Raw genomic sequence first — 16,796 nt, 5'->3', positions numbered from 1 at the left:
CCGTTCGTGGTGTGGGTCCCGACGGTGAGCCGACAGTGGTGCTGGTCACCTTCGGTCTGGCACGCGAGGGCGGGGTGGGGGCCCGCATGTGTGATTCTGCCACCCGTGTTCCTATGCCGATGGTTCAGAGGGTGGTGTGCCCGGGTTCGGTCACTTTGCGGGCGGCGGTTCTGGCCCACACCGCTGTGAGGGGCACGGAGCGCGTCGGCGTGCGCACGATCGTCAGGACCGCGAGTGCGTGGCGGAACTCTACCTAAAAAGGTATGGTTGTGGCGTGACGCGTGATGTGAGGTACAGGGATGTGGTGCGTGACATCGCGTTCGGTAATCATGGCTTCGTCACGACACGGCAAGCCGCAGAGGCTGGCGTTCCGCCGGGTGAGTTGCCGAAGCTGGCCGAACACAGCGGACTCGAATCGGTGTCCTATGGGCTGTATCGGGTGACCGACATGCCCCCAGGTGACCTGGACCAGTACGCGGAGGCGGTGCTGCGAGCCGGCGAGGACGCCTTTCTGTGGGGCGAGTCGGTGCTGGCCCTTCAAGGCGGGCTCGCGGACGTGAACCCCACACACGTGATGGTCGCGGTCACCAAACGCACCCGGACCAAGTTCCCGCCGTTCATGCGCGTCGTCAGGGTGGCGGAGGGTGAGCCGACGACTTGGTATGAAGGGATCGCGTCGCAGAGCGTCGCTGCTGCGATCCTCGCTTGCCGCGGGAGGATCGAACCGGGCCGGCTCCTGGCAGCAGCCGAGCAGGCGCGCGCGGAAGGGCTGTTGACGACCGCCGAGTGGACCCGTGTCCGGGAGGGGTTGACCTCGTGAGGTGGACGACCCCGCCACGCAACAGGCAGTCGCTGGATCAGCGGCTGCGGAACCTGCAGGGAGCTGAGGCGGCGGTCCAGCGGCGTCGTGTCACGATGTCGCTGGTGGTGGTGGGCCAGATGCTCCCTGAGGGTGCGATCAAGGGCGGCAGTGCGATGGCACTGCGGTTCGGTCGGGCCTCTCGGTTCACCCGCGACCTGGACGCCGCCAGGGTCGCGTCGCTGGATCAGTTCCGCGCCGACTTCGAGGAGTCACTGGCTGCAGGGTGGGCTGGCTTCACGGGGCGTCTGGTTGAGCGTGCCGCACCGAGTCCTGTCGGGGTGCCGGCGGGGTATGTGATGCAGCCCTTCGATGTGAGGCTCGCCTACCGGGGACAGTCCTGGTGCACAGCGAGGTTCGAACTGGGCCACAACGAGATCGGCGACAGTGACGAGCCCGAGTACAGGCTCGCCGACGATCTGGTCGTGCTGTTCGCTGAGGTCGGACTGCCGGTTCCCCGCCCGGTCCCGGTGATGCGCGCCGACCATCAGGTCGCCCAGAAGCTGCATGCAGTCTCCTCCCCGGGCAGCGACCGGGCCCGCGACCTGGTCGATCTCCAGCTGTTGGATGCCGGAGAGGAGCTCGACTTGAGCGAGGTTGCTTCGACGTGTCAGCGGCTGTTCGTCTACCGACAGCAGCAGCAGTGGCCCCCGACCCTGACCGTGGGTGACGGGTGGGGCGACCTGTACGTCGCGGCCGCAGAGGGGCTCGATGTTCTGGCCACCGCCGAGGAAGCCGTGGGGTGGGTCAACGACTTCATCACACGCATCACCGAGGCACACCAACGCGACACGTGATCAGTGCCCCCGCCCGCGAAACGGTGAGCGGGGCGTCGCTGGCCGGGTGGGCTCGCTGGAGTTCCAGGCTCTGGATCATCTATGTTTGGTGGTGCAGACTCCCCCACTCCCGTGGATCAGGGGGTCTTGCTGTTTCTACGGCCTAGACGGGTTGCCAGAGGTCGCGGTGGTCGTTGACGAACCGGCCGAAGCGGGTGGCTGTAGTGCCGGTGAGTCGCCTGATGCTCCTGTTCGGGGCGGCGGAGGCGTTGAGCCGCACCACGCGGTAGATCATCTTCTGGACCGCGACGTAGTCGGCTGGCCGGCCGTCGGCGGCCAGCTGGGCGAGGTACTCGTGCTCGGTGGGGCGGGTGTAGGTGATGGGCCGGCCCAGGACACGACTCATGATCTGGGCCACATCGGTGTAGCTGAGGGACTGTTCCCCGGACAGTGTGTAGGCCTTGCGGTCGTGTCCGGGTTCGGTGAGCACCCTCGCGGCGACAGAGCCGATGTCGCGGGCGTCGATGAACGCGGTGCGGGATCTGCCGGCCGGGACCCGGATCTCGCTGTGGCGGGCGATGTCGTCGGCGTAGGTGCCCGACAGGTTCTGCATAAAGAAGTTGGGCCGCAGCATCGTGTACGGGGCCCGGGTCGCCCGCAGGTAGGCCTCGACCTGGTGGTGGGGGGTGGCGCGGTTGAACTGGACCCCTTGCAGGGACAGGAACACCACCTGCCGCATCCCCAGATCCTCCGCAGCATCGATGACCGGGATCAGGAACCGGGCCACGTCGGCGATCTGCGGGGGCCGCATCAGGAACAGCCGGTCCGCGCCACCCATCACGCGCCGCAGCTGCTCGGGTGGAGATGCGAAGTCGAACAGACGCGCCTCCACCCCATCGGGGAGCCGGCGCGCGGCGTGGCCGGAGCGGACCCCGGCGATCACCCGCTCTCCCTTGGCTACCAGCAGCGCGGCGACGGCGGCTCCGACGGTGCCGGTGGCGCCGGTGACGAACACCGTGCTCATCGGGTGGCCTCGCTGGTGGTGCGGGCCAGCAGCCCGGTCAGGGTCGCGAGCTCTGCATCGCTGAGGCCATCGAACCGAGGAGACAACGCATCGATGATCGCCTGCTCGAACCCTGCCACCTGCTGCTGGGCGGTGGGTTCCAGAATCAGGAGCCGGCGGCGGCCATCGGCGGTGTCGCGGTCCTGCCGGACCAGGCCCAACTCGACGAGTCCGGCGACGAGCTGGGTGACGGCCCCTGCGGTGACCCCGAGCCGGGCAGCGATCGCTCCGGGGGTGGCCGGGGACGGGCTGTGGGCGATGTGGAACAGCACCTCCAGCTGGGCCCGGCTCAGGTTCAGTTCCCCGAAGGGGATCATCCGATGCGCGTCCATGACCCTGCTCCACATCACGATCGCCTCGATCGCGCCACCGATCAGCGTGTCCCGGCCGCTCATCAGTGGCTCACGAACGGCATCCGCCGGATGAACCGCTGATCGACGAGTTGGGTGACGATGAAGTCGGCCAGGTCATCCCGCGAGATTCTGGTGCTGGCACCCACCCCGACCCACCCGACCCGGCACCGGCCCAGGCCGGGGTCGTCGGTCAGACGCGGTCCCCGCACCACCGTCCAATCCAACCCGGAGCCCTGCAGCACCGTGAGGTGGCCCTCGGCGTCGGCCAGCACATGCCCGGCCAGCAGCCGCAGCAGCCCACGGATGATCCGATCGGGCAATCGGGGGCGGTCCTGCTCAGCGCGGAGCCCACCGCCGGACAAGGTGATCAACCGCGACACCCCGTGACGGTGCATCGCCTCGACGATCAGCCTGGTCCCGTCGGTCTGCAACGTGGGCGGGGAACCCTTCACCTGCCCGAACACACTGATCACGGCCTGCGACCCGGCGACCGTCTCCCCCACCGCGGCCGAGTCGAGGACGTCACCGACCACCACCACAACCCCGTCGACCGGGGGCAGTTTGGCAGGGTCCCGCACCAACACCCGCACCTGGTGACCGGCAGCCACCAGCCTGGTCAACACCCGACGACCCGTGCCACCGGTGGCACCGAACAACGCAACAACACTCACACCACACACTTTAGACGCTAAAGCAAAGCGTGCGCGTCGAGGGTGCCGGCGGTCCGCAACGCCGGAGCGGTCCGGGCAGAGCAGATTTCGTTTCGTTACGTCCGTTGCGTTACGTATCGTCATGGTATGGTGACGTTATGACGATTGAGGCTGTGCAGCGGATGTGTCGGTTCCCGGGGTGTGAGCGGCCGGCGGTGTCGTCTTCGGAGGGTGTGGGGCGTCCGTCGGAGTACTGCGATGATCCGCAGCACACTCGGGCGGCTGCGTGGCGGGCTCGGCAGAAGCTGGCCGAGGGGCCTCGCCCGGTGGAGGCGTTTCCGGTGGACGCGGCGCGGCAGCGGGCGAGCATGATCACCGGTCAGGTCACCGGGATGATCGAGCATCTCGGTCAGCAGCTCACTGTTCTGGTGGAGGAGCTGCGCACCGTCGGTGACCCGGAAGCGGTAGAGGCGCAACTCGAGGCGGTGTCGAGTGAGGCGGCCGAGCAGGTGGCCACAGCCAACGCGCGCGCGACCCGGGCCGAGCAGGGTCAGCGTCGCGCGGAGGCCGAGAAGGCTGAGGCGGACGCCGCCGCCACGGAGGCCACCGCGGCCGTCGAGGAACTGACAGCGGCCCTCGCCCAGGCCCGCCAAGACCTGCACGACTCGACGCAGGCACGGGAATCGCTCGCCGCGGAGCTCGCCGCCGTGCAGCAGGTCATGGCCGAGGCGCAGGCCCACGCCGATGAGGTGCAGACGCAGCTGCGCGACGACTTGGCCGTGGCCCGATCCGAGCTCGCCGACGCGATCACGCAGCGCGACGAGGCCCAGGCCCGCGGCGAGGAGACGCAGCACGCTCTTGCCGCAGCCCAGTCCCGCGCCGAGGCGGCCGTTGCCGACACCGAAGCCCTACGCGTGAAGGTCGGGGAGCTCCAGGGTGCTGCCGCGGTCCTCACGGCCGAGCGTGACGCGGCCCGCGCAGAGACGCAACGCGAACGTGTCCATGCTGACCAGCGGGTGGCGGACCTGCAGGCGGCCTTCGACGCCCAACTCCACCAACGACAGGCCGAGATCACCCAGGCACGCGAGGAGCTGCACGTCTACCAGGAGCGGGCCATCCGCGCCGAGGCGCTGGGCCCGGCGCCCAAACGCCGCACCTGACCCCTCCTGGGTCGAGTGACCCGGGATCTCCCCGAAGGCCGAGGTCCCGCTTGGACTCTATCTGGGTGGCGTGTGCCGGGGCGCCGTCGACCGGGTGTGACCCATCGGATGCTGGGAACTGCTGTTGCTCGGGGTGCTGCTGCCTGTGGGGGGTGTGGTTCGTTGTCGGAGGTTGGTTTCGAGGGCGCGGTGGATGGCCTCGGGGCGGAGGCCTTTGAGGCGTGTGGAGAGGTGGTCGAGGTCGGCGCCGAGGTGGGCGAGTCTGTTCAGGTGGATGCGGGTGGTGTCGCGGTCGGGGTCGGTGAGGAGGGCGGGGTTGGTGGCGTGTGCCCAGGTGTCGAACCGTTCCTGGTCGGCGGCGTCGTTGGGGGTGTTGGGGCTGGTGAGGGGGGTTTGGTGGGTGAGTTGTTCGTTGATGGTGGTGTAGCGCTGTCGGGCGGTGTCGAGGTCGTCTTGGTGGGGGAAGGGTTGCCCGTGGAGGGCGGTGGCGTGCGCGTGGCGGGTGTGGTGTTCGGCTAGGGATTCTTCGTGGCCGGCGATGAGGGCGGGGAGGGCTCGGCTGATCAGGTTCTCGAGTTTGGTGAGGGTGCCTTTCTGCGGGTTGCCGAGGTCCGCGTGCGGGATCGTGACGGCGGGGGTGTCGCCGGCGGCGGTGAGGGTGAAGGCGATGTTGCCGTTGCCGAGTGCGGTCATCTGGATCAGGTGGCCGCCGAGCTCGGCGACAGGGCCGAGGTCGAGGTGCTGGTCGGGGCGGAGGTTCAGCTGGGCGAACATGGCGTGCAGCTCGTCGGCGGCGTCGCCGCGTTTGGTGTAGCGCTGACCGTGGATGGTGATGTGGAACGCGTCACCGGCTGTCGGCACGCTGAGTGCGGCGGCGGCGTGGAGTTCGGGGAGCCGGCTGGTGAGGTGCTCGATGGTGTGGTGGCTGCTGCTGATGGTGTGTCTGAGCGCGATCTGGGTGTGCTTGTGGGCTTCGGCGAGGCGGGTGAGGCGGGCCAGGTCGTGTTGGGCTTGGGCGTGGTGGAGGAGGAGGGGGTTACCGGAGGCGATGGCTTTGAATTCGGCGAAGCTGAGGGTGGCTTCGGAGACGTCTTCGATGTCGCGGGCGCCGCCCAGGGTGCCGCGCATGATTTGGTCGATGAACCGGCCTTTCCGTTCGAGGGTTTGCCACATGTAGGTGTCGAAGGAGCCTTCGGTGATGACCTGGCTGATTTGGACGGTGGTGTTCTGGTTGCCTTGGCGGATGGCGCGGCCTTCGCGTTGGGTGACGTCGGCGGGTCGCCAGGGGGCGTCGAGGTGCATGACGTGGAGGGCGCGGTCTTGGACGTTGGTGCCGGTGCCCATTTTCGCGGTGGAGCCGATCAGCACGGCGATCTTCCCGGCACGGGCGTCGGCGAACAGGCGGGCTTTGGCCTGGTCGGTGGTCGCGTCGTGGATGAACCGCACCGATCCGGGTGGGAGCCCGTTGGCGTGGAGCTGGTCGCGGAGCTCGTGGTAGATGTTCCACTGGTCGCTGGGGGTCGACAGGTCACAAAACACGATCTGCAACCCGCCCAGGATCGGCGACGGCTGGCCGGTGGCCGGATCCAGATACACCTGGTCTTTGGTGGTGTGCCAGATGCGGGTGAGTTCGGCGGCGGCGATGTCGACTTTGCCGGGTTCGTGGAGGAGGGGGTGCTGGTCGGGGTCGGTGACCAGGCGCATGTCGAGGGCGGCGAGACGGCCGTCGTTGCCGATTTTGAGCATGTTGTCGTCGCGGGGGTCGACCTGTCGGCCGGCGATCAGGTCGACGCGGTCGGCCAGCTCGTCGATGTAGCCGGCCAACGCGGCGGATTTCGTGACGGTGAGGAGTTGCGGGAGGGGGGTGCCGTCGTGGCGGGGGGTGATGGTGGGGACGGGCAGGTTGAGGTCGGCGGCGGTTTTCACGTCGCCGAAGGAGTGGAACATGGTGAGGAGTTCGGGAACGTTGGTGAAGCGGGCGAATCTGGCGCGGAGTTGGAACTTGTCGCCGGTGATGTTGGTTTCGAAGCCGGTGACCACTTCCCCGAAGGTCGCGGCCCAGGAGTCGAAGTCGTTGATCCCGGCCTGGGTGAGGAGGTGGGGGGCGAGGTAGTGCTGCATGACGTACATCTCGGTGACGGAGTTCGCGATCGGGGTGGCGGTGGCGCCGGTGATCACGCGATGCCCGTAGCGTGCCCGCAGGAACCACAGTTTCGCGTCGAGGTCCTGGGACCGTTGTGAGCCGTCGATGGAGGCGCCGGGGATGTTCGAGGCGACGCGCAGGTTCTTGTAGTCGTGGAGTTCGTCGATGACCAGGTAGTCGATGCCGGTTTCTTCGAAGCTGATCCCGGGGTCGCGGGGCTGGTCGAGTTTGGCTTTGAGTTTCTCTTCGGCGCGCAGGATCTGCTTCTCGATGGCTTTGACGCGGGATTCGGCGCGGCCGCCGGCGTCAGCGAGCCGGGTCAGGGCGGCACGGATGTCGCGGGTCTGGTCGGTGAGGTAGTCCAGTTCGCGGCGCGGGTCCAGGGAGATGGCTTGGAAGGCGGTGCGGGTGAGGATGACCGCGTCCCAGTCGTTGGCGGCGACGCGGGCGACGAACGCGCGGCGTTTGTCGGCGGTGACGTCATCGGCGCCGGCGGCCAGGACGGTGGCGTGGGGGTAGAGCTGCATCCAGTCGCGGGTGAACTGCGCCAGCAGGTTGTTGGGCACCACGATCGCGGGTTTGCGGATCATCTGGAGGCGTTTCAGTTCGGTGGCGCCGATGATCATCTCCGCGGTCTTCCCGGCTCCGACGACGTGGAACAGGCCCACGGATGGCTCGTTGAGCATCCGCGCGACCGCCGCCCTTTGATGCGGCCGCGGGGTGAACGAGTTCACCAAACCGGGGAACGTGAGCTGTTGGCCTTCGGCGCTGTAGTCGCGCAGCACGATGGAGTTGAACCGGCGGTTGTACTCGGCCTGCAGCCGCGCGCCACGCTCGGGGTCCTCCCACACCCACCCGGCGAACCGCTGCGCGAGCAGGCGGGCTTTCTCCTGCGCGGCCTCGGTCTCGGTGGCGTTCAACGTGTCGATCTTGCGGCCGTCACGGTCGGTGTGGGTGTCCTTGACCAGGATCTGCGTCTGGGTCAGCAGGCGTTGGATCAGTTCGGGGGCGGTGAGCCGGCGGGTCCCCCAATCGTGGGTGGCCGACATCGACCACTTGTTGCCCTCGACCACCCACTCGGAGCCATGAATATGAGTCACCTTTGCCTGCCGATCCTGCAGGACTTCTCGCATGAACAAGGTGTGATCCTCGGCCGGGATCCACACCGCCCCCAGCGCGGCGGTGATGTCTCCTGGGCCCAGGTCGGGGGGCAGCACGGCCCGTAGCGCGGTCACGTTGTGCTGCCAGCGGGGATCGACGGTGGCCGCCTGGCGGGCGAGGTCGAGTTTGTCGCGGACGTTGCCGGAGAGGTACTCGGCCCGCAGCACCACCCCGCTGCTGTCGCCTTCGGGGGTGGGGGTGTCGAACACCAGATCATCAATCCGGTGTCGTGCCTGGGTCTGGTCGCAGCCCAGCAGGGCGGCGATGGTGGGCAGGTCGACGCGGCCGAGGGTGTCCAGGCTGACACTGACCGCATCCGAGGGTGTCTCGGCCGAGGTGACGGGTTCCCGGGGCACGATCTGCCGGGCGGTCAGCAACCCGGCGGGCAGAGCCAGGCCGGTGTCATCGTCGAAGCGTTCCAGGGCCGCGACCAGCGGACCGTAGGGGTCGAGGCGGGTCACCAGCCGCACCGCCGCCGGTATCAACCGCGCCGGTCTGCGGGTCGGGTCTTTCGGCTGCGTCAACGTGAACCGGTTGATCGGCCCGAACGTCTCGACGTAGCGTTCCCATGAGCGCAGCAGCCGTCGCCGGTCCTCCTCCAACCCGGGATCACCATCGGCGGCGGTGGTCTCCGCCGCGATCACGGTCCGGGCCTGGTCCCGCAGCTCGAGCAGGGCCCGCACCTCCACGTGTTGCCTGGCCGGGACCTCCACCGCCACGTTCACGCCCTCGGAGACCACGGTGAACCGGCCATCAGGGTGCGCGGTCAGATGCCCATCCCGCTCAGCCACCCCCACCCCCACCAGCACAGGCGAGTCGCCGGTGGAGGGGGTGAACGTCCAGCCCCTCTCCCGGGCCTGCTGGGTGATCCCCGCCAGGGCCGCCCGGAGGGCCTCGCTGGTGTCGATGCCGGGGGTGGGGGTGATGTGGAGGCCGGCGACGCCGTGCATCCCGACCCGGCACTTCGGCTGGCCGAGCACCAGCGACGGGTTGGCGGTCAGGCGACGGTTGATGTGGAGGGTTTCCTCGGTGCCGTGGGGTCCGGGGAGGGTGACCGGGTCGGTGAAGATCCAGTCATCCTCCCCCGGAGCCTCCCCTTCGACGCGGCGGCGGAGGATCAGGAGGTCGGTGACGGCCTCGGTGCCGGCGGCCGCGGTGTGGGCGCCGGTGGGGAGCCGGATGACGCCGACCAGGTCGGCGAGGTGGTGCAGGTCGCGGCGATGGGCCGGGTCACGCGAGTCGAGGGTGTAGTGGCTGGTCAGCACCGCGACCAGCCCGCCGGGGCGGGTCAGCTGCACCGATTTGGACAGGAAGTGGTTGTGCATCACGTAGTGGTGCGGGTTGTGCAGCGGGTCATGGAGCCGGACATCAGCGAAGGGCACGTTGCCGACCACGGCGTCGAAGTACCCGCCCGGTAGGCGGGTCTCGGCAAACGATTCGGCACGGATCAGCGCCGCTGGATACAGCAGGGCGGCGATGGCGGCGGTGGTCGGGTCGAGCTCGACGCCCATCATGGACACCGCCTCCGGGGCGGTCCCGATGAACACCCCCGCCCCGCAGCCCGGCTCCAACACCCGCCCCCCGGTGGGGGCGCCGAGTTCCGTCAGCGTGTCCCAGATCGCGCGGGCATACTCCACATGCGTGTAGTGGGCGTTGATCGTGGTGCGGCGCGCCGCATCGTAGGCGGCCGGGTCCAGCAGCTCCCGCAACACGCGGCGCCGCTCCGCATGATCCGGTCGGGACTCGTCGAAGATCTGCGACAAGCCCTGCGCCCCCCACGACCCCCACCGGGCCAACACCTCCTGCTCCCCCACCGTCGCAGGGCGGCCCTCGGCCTGCACCCGGTGAAGAACGCGGATCGCGGCCACGTTGGCATCGAACCGGGCCACCGCCCCCGACGGCGCCAAACTGTCCTGCCCCCCAACCCGAAACCCCACCACCGAGACCGCCACCGGCCCTGCTGCCGGCCCAGCGTCGTCCGCGGCCGCACCTGCTGACGCGGGTGGGGTGGGGGTTACTGGTCCTCGATCAGGCCCGTCTTGTCGTGGATCGCGTGGTGTGCCTCCATCAGCAGCTGCAGGATCGAGGACGTCTGCGGGTCGAAGCCCGCGTTCTCGTCGTCCTCCTCCTCTGTGGTCTCCGGTTCCGGGGTCAGCATCTCGGCCCGGACGATCTCCTCGGCCTGCATCCGGATCGCGTTGAGCCGCCCCACCTTCTCCCAATAGGTTTCGCCCTGCGGGTCGGGGCCCTGCATCTGCTCGGCCAGCCACACCACCCGCGTCTGGGCCTCCTGCCCCAACGTCGAGAAGAAATGGTTGGGATCCTCCAACGCCGCGTACCTGGCCGGGGCCAGCATCTGCCACGACTGCTCCGCGAACCGGCCGTACTGATTCATCAACGGACTCCTCATCTGCGCTGAGCCACAACTCCTCAAGCGAGGGCTGGTCATAGCGGGATCGACTTCTAGACGCCATGCCTTCGAAGAACCCCAACTCAGGTCACACACCGCGTGAACCATCATCGCGACCCACCCCTCTCCACAATCCTTGTAGCGCCATCATCTCGGGCCCCTCCGACACCTTCGAGTCGGTCGGCCTCTGGCTGGCGAGGTTGCGCAGCACGTTACGCAGCCCTGCTACCACTTTCTCCGGGTCGCGACCCGCCAGCCTCCGAGTCAGGGCGTTGAGGTCGGTGCCGGCGGCCTGCAACCGGGTCAGATCGGCCTGCACACTCCCCCACCCTTCACGAAGCAGGGCCGGGTTCACGGCCTGGGCCCACGGCCGCCAGTCGATCTCCACCGCCGCCTCCGGCTCGTGGCGCGTCAGGGTCGCGGCCGCGACAGCGGCCGGTACCTTCGCCAGGCGTCTCGCCAGCAGTGTGGTGTCGGCACCGGCGTGGTGGAGTTCGTCGAGCCGGGCGGCGAGCTGCGGCCACTCCCCCACCCCAGCCAGACCCGTGTTCTCGGCCCAGCGCTGCCAGCGTTCCTCGGTGGGTTGGTCGAGGCGGCGGCGCATCGCACGGGTCTGTTCGCGTGCGTGGTCGGCGGCCGCGGCCGGGGTGGTGGTCCAGGCGTTGACCTGCGTCACCAGGTGTCGGGTCTGCTCCTCCGGCACCTGGGCCTGGTGTTGTTGCCAGGTGGCTGGGGGGCGGGCGGCGATGATCTCTGCGACCTGCCGGCCAGCGTCAGTGGGGGTGAGGAACGTGATCCGGTCACGGATCATCAGGTCTCCCTGAAGTGTGGTGGCCGTGGCCAGAGCATCGTGGAGGGCGTCGCGGCCGTGCTGTTCGAGTAGCTGCGCCGGGTCACCGCCGGCTGGCAGGAGCAGGCGGCGCGGGTCGAAGCGGTGCCCGGCGAGGAGCCAGAACGTGTTCTCGGCGGCGACGTGGCCGGCGTTGTCGGCGTCGGTGGCGATCAGCGGTACCGGCCCGCCGCGCAGCAGGAGCGTCTGCTCCGGCGTCAGCGCGGTCCCCAGCGGTGCGACGCCGACGAAGGCCCCGTGGCCGGCGAGGGTGACCGCGATCGCGTCCATCGGGCCCTCCACGATCACCGGCGTGGCGGTGCCATGGAGGTGGTGGTGGCCGTAGAGCACGTCTCGTTTCGCAAACAGCGCGCCGGCGGGGCTGTTCAAATATTTCGGGCCGTGGTCGTCGCCGTTGTCGGGGTGCCGGCGGCCGACGAACCCGAAGATGACGCCTTCGTGGTGGATGGGGAGGATGGCGCGGTCGCGGAATCGGTCGATCACGGTGCCCTGCCGAGTGGTGGTGGCCACCCCGGCGGCGAGCAGCTCGGCGGTGTCGAATCCTTGCTTCCGCAGTGCACTGACCAGGGAGGTCCAGCCCGCGGGGGCGTGCCCGATCCGGAACCGGGGGTCGCGGGCGAGATCCTGCCCGAACCGCTGCGAGAAGTATCTGTGGCTCCAGGAGCTGGGCAGTTGGGTTTCGAAGAACGCGGCCGCCGCTTCGGTGACCTGGGCGAGGCGTTGCGGGGTGTGGGGGGTCTCGGCCCAGCGGTCGGCGGCCGCGAACCCCTGCCGCAGCTCGACCTCGGTGAAGTCCGGATCGGTGCGCTCCCGCAAGCTCGCGGCGGCGGCGAGGTCGGCGGTGCGGGTGGACCAGTCGATGTCCTCGATCCCCTCAGGCGGCAGCTCATCGGGATGCGGCGGCTCCACCTGCTCGTCCGGGGGCGCGGTCGTGAGGTGGTGTGTGCGCCACAGCATCGCCTGACACGCGTCATCGAACCCCGACACGTCTGTCACGGGGGTGATCAGATTGTCGAGGTGGTGTCCGTGGTCGGTGGCGTGGGTGAGTGCTGCGGCCAGGTGGGGCCACCAGGGGCTGGCCTCCAGCTCCGCGGCCGCTTCATATCCGAGCCTGTCGGCCAGGTCTGATTCCCAGGTGGGGAGGGTGGGGCCGTCGGCGGCGGTGAGGTGGCGGGCCAGTCGCCACCACAACGCGGCCGCGGGTTGTTCTGCCGGCAGCGGGCCGTCGGCGACCGCTGCGGCGAGGTGCTCGGTGACCGGCACACCGGCCTGATGGAGGGCGGCGAGGCGGTGCGCCAGGACGGTGGCGTAGGGGTCGCGGGGCAGATCGGCGCGGACGTCGCGCAGCAGATCGGTCCAGATCCCCACCGGATGCGCAGGCCGCAACCGGTCCAGGAGACGCTGTTGCCAGCGGTGGGCAGCGGCACCGAGCTGCACTGGTCCGGTGGGGCGCCGGTCTGCGCGGTCGACCTGCCACGCCGCCCGCCACACCTCCACCTCCCCCACACTCGATGCCGTCAGCGTCTGCCCGGGCAGTGCCCACACCGGCCGCGACACCCCGGCCGCAGCGTCACGGACCTCGCCGGCGAAGGTCTCCACCAGGTGCTGGCGGGCGGCCAGGTACGGTCCCCACTGCGGATGCGTGGCGAGGGTGGCGGGGATGGCGGGGAGCCACGGCAACGGCCCCACTCGCGCGGGGTCGGGGAGTCGCCAGGTCAGCACCGCCGCCGGATCCGCAGCGGTCCCGAGCTCACGGGCATCGACCGCCGCCCGCAACACCTCCAGCGGCGTAGCGGCTCGGTCGGCGGCCGCGTGCAGGAGGTGGGACCGCAGCGTCGGCCAGGCGGGGCAGGACGTCAGCTGCTCCACCACCTGGTCGGCCTGCTCATCCAGCTCTGTGGCGGCGTCGGCGTGCAGCTGCTCGATGGCCACGGTCACGGCGTCGGTGTAGCGGGCGGCCGCGAACCCCAGCCGCGTGTACGGATCGGTCGCGTGGCGGGCTTCGGTGGTCACCGAGCGTGAGGATCCGTCCCTGGCCAGGACCTGCTCCAGGACGTCGCCGGCGGTGACCGGCCGCAGCGTCGCGGGATGGATCGGGGCATTCTCCTCTCCCCCGTCGACGACCTGCACATAGGCCTGGTTCGATTCGCGGCCGCGGCTCATCGCCACATACAACTGCTGCCTGGCCTCCGTCCCGGTCAGCACCGTGTGGGTGGTGTCGACCGTGACCCCCTGAGCGCAGTGCACCGTCACCGCGTACCCCAACTCCACATGCTCGGCCACATACGCCGGCGGGAGGGCGACCCGTAGCCCGGTGCTGCGGTGGACGGCTCGGAGTGTGCCGGTGGCGTCGACGCCGGTGACGGTCCACCGGTCGCCGTTCTTCACCCAATCCGTTGCGCTGATCGGGATACGGCGGTCGTTCATCCGGGTCACGATGACATCCCCGACCGAGGCCACGTTCCCGTCCGACAACCCCACCACCACCGGCGGCGTGTCGTCGGGGGTGTTGGTGAGGCGGTGGTCGCGGGCCCACCGGTTGAGTTGGGCGACGCTTTCTCGGGTGCCGGCCAGCATCACGCTGTCGAGCCCTGCTCCACGGTCGTGGAGCCAGCCTGTGAGGGCGTCACGCAGCACGGTCTCCTCGGAGCCGGCATGGATTCGTCCCTGGTCGAGGTAGAAGCCCAGCGCCTCGAGCCGGCCCTCCCTCAGCGCCAGGGAGGCTGCTGCTTCTGCGGGGTCGGCGAAGCGCATCACCTCGGTCAGCTGTACCGCGCCGTGGGTCTCGGTGATGTCGCGCAGCACGCCGCCGGCGCCGACCGCGGCGAGCTGCTGATCATCACCGATCAGCCGCACCGACGCCCCCCGCCCCACCGCGAACCCGACCACCGTCGCCAGCGTGGGGGTATCGGCCATCCCGGCCTCGTCGACGATCAACAACGTCTCCGCACCGATCAGAGCCTCCACGGCGCGAGGGTTGTGGTGGAGGTCGTGGGCGATCTTCGCCAGCGTCGCCGAGGCTCCGACCTGCTCCCCCAGCACCCCCGCCGCGACCGCGGAAGGAGCCAGACCCAGCACGGTGCCGCCGCTTTCCCGCCACGCGCCGGCCAACACCGCCAACGCTGTGGTCTTCCCCGACCCGGCCGCCGCCAACCCCACCTGCACCCGCCGACCACTGGTCGCCATCCGCCGCACCAGCTGGATCTGCCCCGCATTCAACGCCACCCCGCCGGCGGTGGAGGCCAGCAGCGCCACCGTGACGTCGACCTCCCCGACCCGCCGCCCATCCGTCAACCCGGCGGCCGCGGTGATGACCTGCTCGGCCTCCACGACAGCGGTCGAGGTGAACCGGCGGCCCCCGACGGTGCTGTACACCGACTGCCCATCACTGCGGCGCAGGAGTTGCGGATCACTGACCGGATCGGTCCAGCCGGCCACCGGCAGACACCTGGCGGTCGCCGCCGCGAGCAGCGCGGCGGTCAACTCCTCCGCCTGACGCGGGCTCGTGGCGCGTTCCCGGGCACGGCGCGAGGCTTCGGCCTGCAGGTGCCACACCGTCCACGACGCCCGCGACACACCCATCCGGGCCACCATCTCCTCGGCCACAGAGTCGACCCATTCCGTCGTTGCCGCGGGCCCCGACTGGCCGCCGGCGGCGGTCACGTCGGTGAGCATCCGGGCCACCCCGTCGCCGCCGAGCACGGCAGCTGCTTGGGCCGCCCAGGTGGTGCGCTGCTCGTCGAGGCTGCGGGGTTCATGCTTGGCCTGCCGGGTCTCCAGCGTGGCCTGCTGCGCCAACGCGATCGCCTCGGCCGGCGTCGGCGGCCGACCATGAGCGTGCTGGAAATCGACTGCCAGCTCCGCCTGGCGGGCCTCGATCGCCGCCCGCCGGCTCGACCACGCCTCCCGCAACCGGGCCGGGACACCGACGATCTCCCGCACCGCCCGCTTGCCCGGATCACGCGCAGTGTCGACCGCGAAACGTAGCCCTAGTCGGGCCACCAGGTGGGCCTCCAGAGCCGTGTTGTACACCTCCGAGATGCTCACCATCCCCGCATGCAACGGTCGGCCGTCGACCGCCAACCACGCCCCATCCAAGGTCTGGACCTTGTTCGCGATCGCGACATGGGTGTGAAGGTTCGGATCCCCCGCCCGCGAATCACGATGCGTGAACGCGGCCGCGACCAGGCCGGTGACCTCTACCTGCCGCACCCCCCCATGCCCCCGCCGGGAGAACAGGACCCGCTCCTCCAGATACCGCAGCGCGTCCGCGACCGCCGCGTTGTGAGCCTCCTCAATCTGCGTCGCCACCTGCTGCGGCGCCACCGCCCACAACGCCGAGACGGACTTCACCGGGGTGAACGTCACGTCATAGCCGGCGCACGCAATCGTCGGGTTCCTCGTCAACGTCGCCACCTCCGACGACAACTCCACCCCGCTCGGCGCCCTCCCCATCCTCTGCTGGAAGCCAGCAGTGGCGAGTTCGTTGCGGATACCGGCCCGCACATCCACCGGCACCGTCCCATCACTGCCCAGCCCGTTCGCTGCGGCCCACTGACTGCACCGGATCGCGACCTCCTGCTGGAACACCGTGGCCGCCGTGCGCACCTGGAACGGCGACCCCAGGCGGCCCGCCTTCCGGACCTGCGCCTGCGTCGCGTCGGCCGGGAGAGCAGCCAGCCGGGCCTCCATATCCGGATGGAACCCGGCCCCGAACAAGGCGCGCATCTGCGCCTCCGACACCGCACTACCCGGCTCCATCTCCAAGGCTTCCAGGCCCGTGCCGACCCACCGACCCGGCACCTCACCCTTCTCCGTGTAGTAGCTCGTCAGCGACGCGTGACCCTTTTCCGTCGAATCCTGCGCAGCAACCTGCCGGGTCAGGTAGTCATACCCCGACCCGGCAGTCAGCTTGTGCAGAGAAGCCGTCACACCCACCATCAACCCGGAGCCGATGGGGCTACAGCGTGAGCCACTCACCTGCATGTGCCGGAGTCAGACTGTTCCTTGGTGCTGTTGTAGGAGGATCAGCTAGTACCGAGTCCTCCCCACCAGGGCGTGGGCCATCCAAACCCAGGTGCCACCAGGGTGTAGAGCACTACCAGGAACCCGAGCAACGTCATCAGTCCCATGAAGAATCGGTAGCCCAACGAGTCATCGGCGTCACTTGGGTTGAGAGTCTCACCGAGTCCGTGAAAGCCCAGCCCGAAGAGGTTCCCGTACCCGGCAACGAGTAGCGGCCAGTGCCACCAGGTGCCCAGACCGAAGTAGGCCATCCAGCGTTCCCAATTCCATGCTGACGTGACCGCGCCGTAGACCCAGAGGATGAACCCGACGACGATTGTGACGGCCACGCCCTCCGCCACCCTTG

Annotated in this window: 10 protein-coding genes; 3 read left to right on the top strand and 7 right to left on the bottom strand. The window is 69.5% G+C overall.

From position 1 onward, the window contains the following. Positions 1–274: 274 nt before the first annotated feature. Both ACZK4S_RS13480 and ACZK4S_RS13475 read left to right on the top strand, forming a co-directional pair. Complete coding sequence (locus ACZK4S_RS13480) at positions 275–820, top strand: hypothetical protein (RefSeq protein WP_463613965.1); 546 nt, start codon at positions 275–277, stop codon at positions 818–820. Next, positions 817–1,656, top strand: coding sequence for a nucleotidyl transferase AbiEii/AbiGii toxin family protein (locus ACZK4S_RS13475; RefSeq protein ID WP_463644617.1), 840 nt, complete (start codon positions 817–819; stop codon positions 1,654–1,656). Before ACZK4S_RS13480 ends, ACZK4S_RS13475 begins: the two co-directional genes overlap by 4 nt. A gap of 142 nt (positions 1,657–1,798) precedes the next feature. Here ACZK4S_RS13475 and ACZK4S_RS13470 read toward each other — a convergent pair whose 3' ends face one another. From ACZK4S_RS13470 to ACZK4S_RS13460, 3 genes are read right to left on the bottom strand one after another with little or no spacing between them, the layout of a single operon-like run. Continuing rightward, positions 1,799–2,659, bottom strand: coding sequence for an SDR family oxidoreductase (locus ACZK4S_RS13470; RefSeq protein ID WP_463644616.1), 861 nt, complete (start codon positions 2,657–2,659; stop codon positions 1,799–1,801). Continuing rightward, positions 2,656–3,093 carry a MarR family winged helix-turn-helix transcriptional regulator gene (locus ACZK4S_RS13465; RefSeq protein WP_463644615.1) on the bottom strand — a complete coding sequence of 146 codons (438 nt, stop codon included), beginning with the start codon at positions 3,091–3,093 and terminating at the stop codon, positions 2,656–2,658. The genes ACZK4S_RS13470 and ACZK4S_RS13465 overlap by 4 nt, the downstream gene beginning before the upstream one ends. After that, positions 3,093–3,722 carry an NAD(P)-dependent oxidoreductase gene (locus tag ACZK4S_RS13460; protein ID WP_463644614.1) on the bottom strand — a complete coding sequence of 210 codons (630 nt, stop codon included), beginning with the start codon at positions 3,720–3,722 and terminating at the stop codon, positions 3,093–3,095. The genes ACZK4S_RS13465 and ACZK4S_RS13460 overlap by 1 nt, the downstream gene beginning before the upstream one ends. A gap of 347 nt (positions 3,723–4,069) precedes the next feature. Between ACZK4S_RS13460 and ACZK4S_RS13455 the strand changes: the two genes are divergently transcribed. Next, positions 4,070–4,861: a coiled-coil domain-containing protein gene (locus ACZK4S_RS13455; RefSeq protein WP_463644613.1), complete on the top strand. Its 792-nt coding sequence runs from the start codon at positions 4,070–4,072 to the stop codon at positions 4,859–4,861. 57 nt (positions 4,862–4,918) lie between these two features. Here the strand turns inward: ACZK4S_RS13455 and ACZK4S_RS13450 are convergent, their stop codons facing one another. The 4 genes from ACZK4S_RS13450 to ACZK4S_RS13435 all read right to left on the bottom strand — a co-directional run bounded on the left by ACZK4S_RS13450 (position 4,919) and on the right by ACZK4S_RS13435 (position 16,779). Continuing rightward, positions 4,919–10,054 carry a helicase-like domain-containing protein gene (locus tag ACZK4S_RS13450; protein ID WP_463644612.1) on the bottom strand — a complete coding sequence of 1,712 codons (5,136 nt, stop codon included), beginning with the start codon at positions 10,052–10,054 and terminating at the stop codon, positions 4,919–4,921. 125 nt (positions 10,055–10,179) lie between these two features. Next, the gene (locus ACZK4S_RS13445) at positions 10,180–10,560 is read right to left on the bottom strand and encodes a TnpV protein (protein ID WP_463644611.1); all 381 of its coding nucleotides are present in this window, start codon (positions 10,558–10,560) and stop codon (positions 10,180–10,182) included. A 103-nt stretch (positions 10,561–10,663) separates the two neighbouring features. Beyond that, positions 10,664–16,357: a MobF family relaxase gene (mobF, locus tag ACZK4S_RS13440; protein ID WP_463644610.1), complete on the bottom strand. Its 5,694-nt coding sequence runs from the start codon at positions 16,355–16,357 to the stop codon at positions 10,664–10,666. A gap of 95 nt (positions 16,358–16,452) precedes the next feature. Further along, the gene (locus tag ACZK4S_RS13435) at positions 16,453–16,779 is read right to left on the bottom strand and encodes a hypothetical protein (protein WP_463644609.1); all 327 of its coding nucleotides are present in this window, start codon (positions 16,777–16,779) and stop codon (positions 16,453–16,455) included. Positions 16,780–16,796 lie beyond the last annotated feature (17 nt).

Source organism: Tessaracoccus zhenghani (assembly GCF_055326325.1).
The sequence above is the reverse complement of the archived record's forward strand: the minus strand, read 5'-3'. Positions and strand labels throughout refer to the sequence as shown.

Excerpts from the sequence above, each read along its gene's own strand:
- ACZK4S_RS13470 (WP_463644616.1), bottom strand. The coding sequence starts at position 2,659 with ATGAGCACGGTGTTCGTCACCGGCGCCACCGGCACCGTCGGAGCCGCC.
- ACZK4S_RS13465 (WP_463644615.1), bottom strand. The coding sequence starts at position 3,093 with ATGAGCGGCCGGGACACGCTGATCGGTGGCGCGATCGAGGCGATCGTG.
- ACZK4S_RS13455 (WP_463644613.1), top strand. The coding sequence starts at position 4,070 with ATGATCACCGGTCAGGTCACCGGGATGATCGAGCATCTCGGTCAGCAG.
- ACZK4S_RS13445 (WP_463644611.1), bottom strand. The coding sequence starts at position 10,560 with ATGAATCAGTACGGCCGGTTCGCGGAGCAGTCGTGGCAGATGCTGGCC.